The following is a 2,427-nucleotide window of genomic DNA, read 5'->3' on the forward strand; positions in this document are numbered from 1 at the left end:
GGAAGAATCGAGAATTTGACCAGTCACTGATTCCTCTGTGGTCTTTCTTTTTCTTGGCGTTCTAGGCTCAATTGTGAGCGCTTTGAAGTCGTTGGTTTGGTGGTAACGCTTGCCCCTGCGAGTCCCAGTGACAGAAAGCCAGCCTTTCTCCTCAAGTGATAGAAGTTGCTTATAGACATACTTTCGAGCGTCTTCACAGCTCGTAAAGGTTGAAGTACCATTTAGCAAAGCATCCCTAGCTTCTATAACAGAGAAATCATCCATCCCTTTTTCAATCAATAGGTTAAACATATCAGGGTTAATTCTGGTTACTTTCTTCATTTTACTCTTGCACGCAATGAAAACTTAGGATTGCTAAGTATACAAAAATCAGTAAAACTTAGACAATCTAAGTTATCTAAAGGTTGAAAAGAAATGTGTAAGTGCAGAAAGACAACCCAATCCCAGCGAGGCTCAAAGCTGCGCGTAAAAAAGCCAAGATCACCCAAAAAGATTTAGGGGTGAAAATTGGTATGGAACCAAGTTCTGCTAGTGGGCGAATGAACCACTATGAGAAAGGTAGACACGTACCTGATATTGGAACGCTAGAACGAATGGCTGAAGAATTAGACGTTCCCTTGAACTACTTTTTCTGTAGGAACGAGTTGAGCGCTGAATTGGCGTGTGCCATTGATAAGATGACTGATGAAGAGAAGGCGGCGTTATTAGAAAAACTGACACCATCTAGTTAACTCTGAGTAAGGTGGTTCATTAACCAACAAGTTGCTGTATCGATAGTTTGCTAAAAACCTGCTTTACAAAACGAAGTTCACCGGTCTCGGTATCGGTTACATAATTTTCATAAGAAGCTATTTGCTCTATGGTTATAGCATCTATCTGCGCAGTGAAAGGATTTATATCATTCGGATCGTTAATTTTCTCGTAAACAGCAGCAAAGTCCCCCTCGTCAATACAGTCCTTATTTTTCTCCAAAGCGACCTCTAGTGCGGCTGCAATTAACTCTTTAATTTCACCAAGTATACCCTTGCTTGCTGATAACAATCTCATTGCGAAATCGAAGTCTGTCAACGGCACCTTGAATCGTAAAGGCACCGTTTTTTCCAGAGCTTGTAAAACATCTAAATAGTTATCAATTGCGGACTCATCTGTGATCTTAATGTAAGGAAGTGTGCGTCGAACCATAATTCGCCTGTTCCACTGAGAGTCCTCTAAAATTAGCCCGGCACTATGAAGTCCTACAAACACTATCGGCAAATGGCACTCATCACTAATCATTTTAAGGCGATCTCTAATATCCTGCCTCTGGTTATGACTGGTTCGTTCAAACAACTCTTGGCACTCCTCAATAACTAATAACTTAAGCCCAACTCTTTTCGATGTATCAATCACATGATCCGTTAATCCAATCTCTGAAGGCTTAGCTCTGCTATTTCTGTAAGCACCAAGCTCTTTGGCCATCCATAGCAAAGTCTCAAGTAACGAGGGTCTTACACGAGTAATAAGGACTTCATTCCTTGATAAGTTTTTCTCGATAAAGTGATTAATAGTGGCAGTTTTACCCGCACCAGTGCCTGCTGTCAGAAGCATTGATGGCGCAAAAGTGCCAAACTTCCTGCGTTTAATTATCCATTCGAGTCCAGAGAGAACTTTTTCAACTTCTGGGTAAATTGAAAATGAGTCATGATAGTTTGCTAAAACTTCATCTCTATCTAAATTCCTTCTCGCTGCTGTCACAACTATTTCCTTAGATTTCTGCGCTCGTCCCATTTAGCTCTGAAGCTCTCTAGCGGTGTTGTGTCCGAGCTTTTTTCTGACTCTGCGACCTTTTTGTTTGGTTTAGGTGTTCTGTCACTTAGTTTGGAATGAGGGGTGTCGCTATTAACACTCGATATTTCTGCAACTTTCTTGGTAGATTTCGCCTTTCGTTTTCGCTCAGTGTGAGTTAACTGCATTAATTCTGCTTGTTCTGATTCGATTCGGTCATGCAGTGCAAGTCGAGCTTTTGCTAATGACAGCACATCCATTTCCCCCTTTATATAGGTTCTATGAGCCGCCAAAATCTTTTCATGTTCGCAAACGCTCAATCTGAAGGTGTAACCCATTGGGTCCTTACTCGGAACCTTCACGTACCCTTGAAGTTCATCGAGGTAAACATAAATAGCGGATAAATCATCTGGGTCTACTTTTATTTTCTTTTTTGAAGACTCGTTTGTTTGGGGGTACGTTTTTCGATAATCAGACAGCGCCACACAGTCATATTCTAAATACATGAATTTGATACCTTTATCTGTCAGTTTTCTATATTTAAGAATCCCCATAACTACGCTAAATGCTTGCTCTTGCTCGGGTAAGAGTTTTAGTGGTGGTAAAGAGTCATAGCTTTGTTTCCAATAAAGGTTTGGTATTCTTTTATAACGACTATCAGCA

3 protein-coding genes and 1 pseudogene are annotated in these 2,427 nt (G+C 40.7%); 1 reads left to right on the top strand and 3 read right to left on the bottom strand.

Translation table 11 applies throughout. The features are described from left to right. A pseudogene (locus CAG69_RS16840) lies at nt 1-321 on the bottom strand (hypothetical protein); the annotation flags it as partial. A gap of 101 nt (nt 322-422) precedes the next feature. Here CAG69_RS16840 and CAG69_RS16845 point away from each other — a divergent pair. Then, on the top strand, nt 423-731 hold the full coding sequence (locus CAG69_RS16845) for a helix-turn-helix domain-containing protein (protein WP_065299314.1): 309 nt from the start codon (nt 423-425) through the stop codon (nt 729-731). 19 nt (nt 732-750) lie between these two features. Here CAG69_RS16845 and CAG69_RS16850 read toward each other — a convergent pair whose 3' ends face one another. Both CAG69_RS16850 and CAG69_RS16855 read right to left on the bottom strand, forming a co-directional pair. Continuing rightward, nucleotides 751-1,734 carry a TniB family NTP-binding protein gene (locus CAG69_RS16850; protein ID WP_337247421.1) on the bottom strand — a complete coding sequence of 328 codons (984 nt, stop codon included), beginning with the start codon at nt 1,732-1,734 and terminating at the stop codon, nt 751-753. Between the two features lie 2 nt (nt 1,735-1,736). After that, on the bottom strand, nt 1,737-2,427 hold a 691-nt coding region (locus CAG69_RS16855), incomplete at its 5' end, for a Mu transposase C-terminal domain-containing protein (RefSeq protein WP_202600805.1).

It is taken from the genome of Vibrio sp. V43_P6S15P86, from assembly GCF_009904725.1.
In the GTDB taxonomy this organism is placed as follows: Bacteria; Pseudomonadota; Gammaproteobacteria; order Enterobacterales; family Vibrionaceae; genus Vibrio; species Vibrio diabolicus.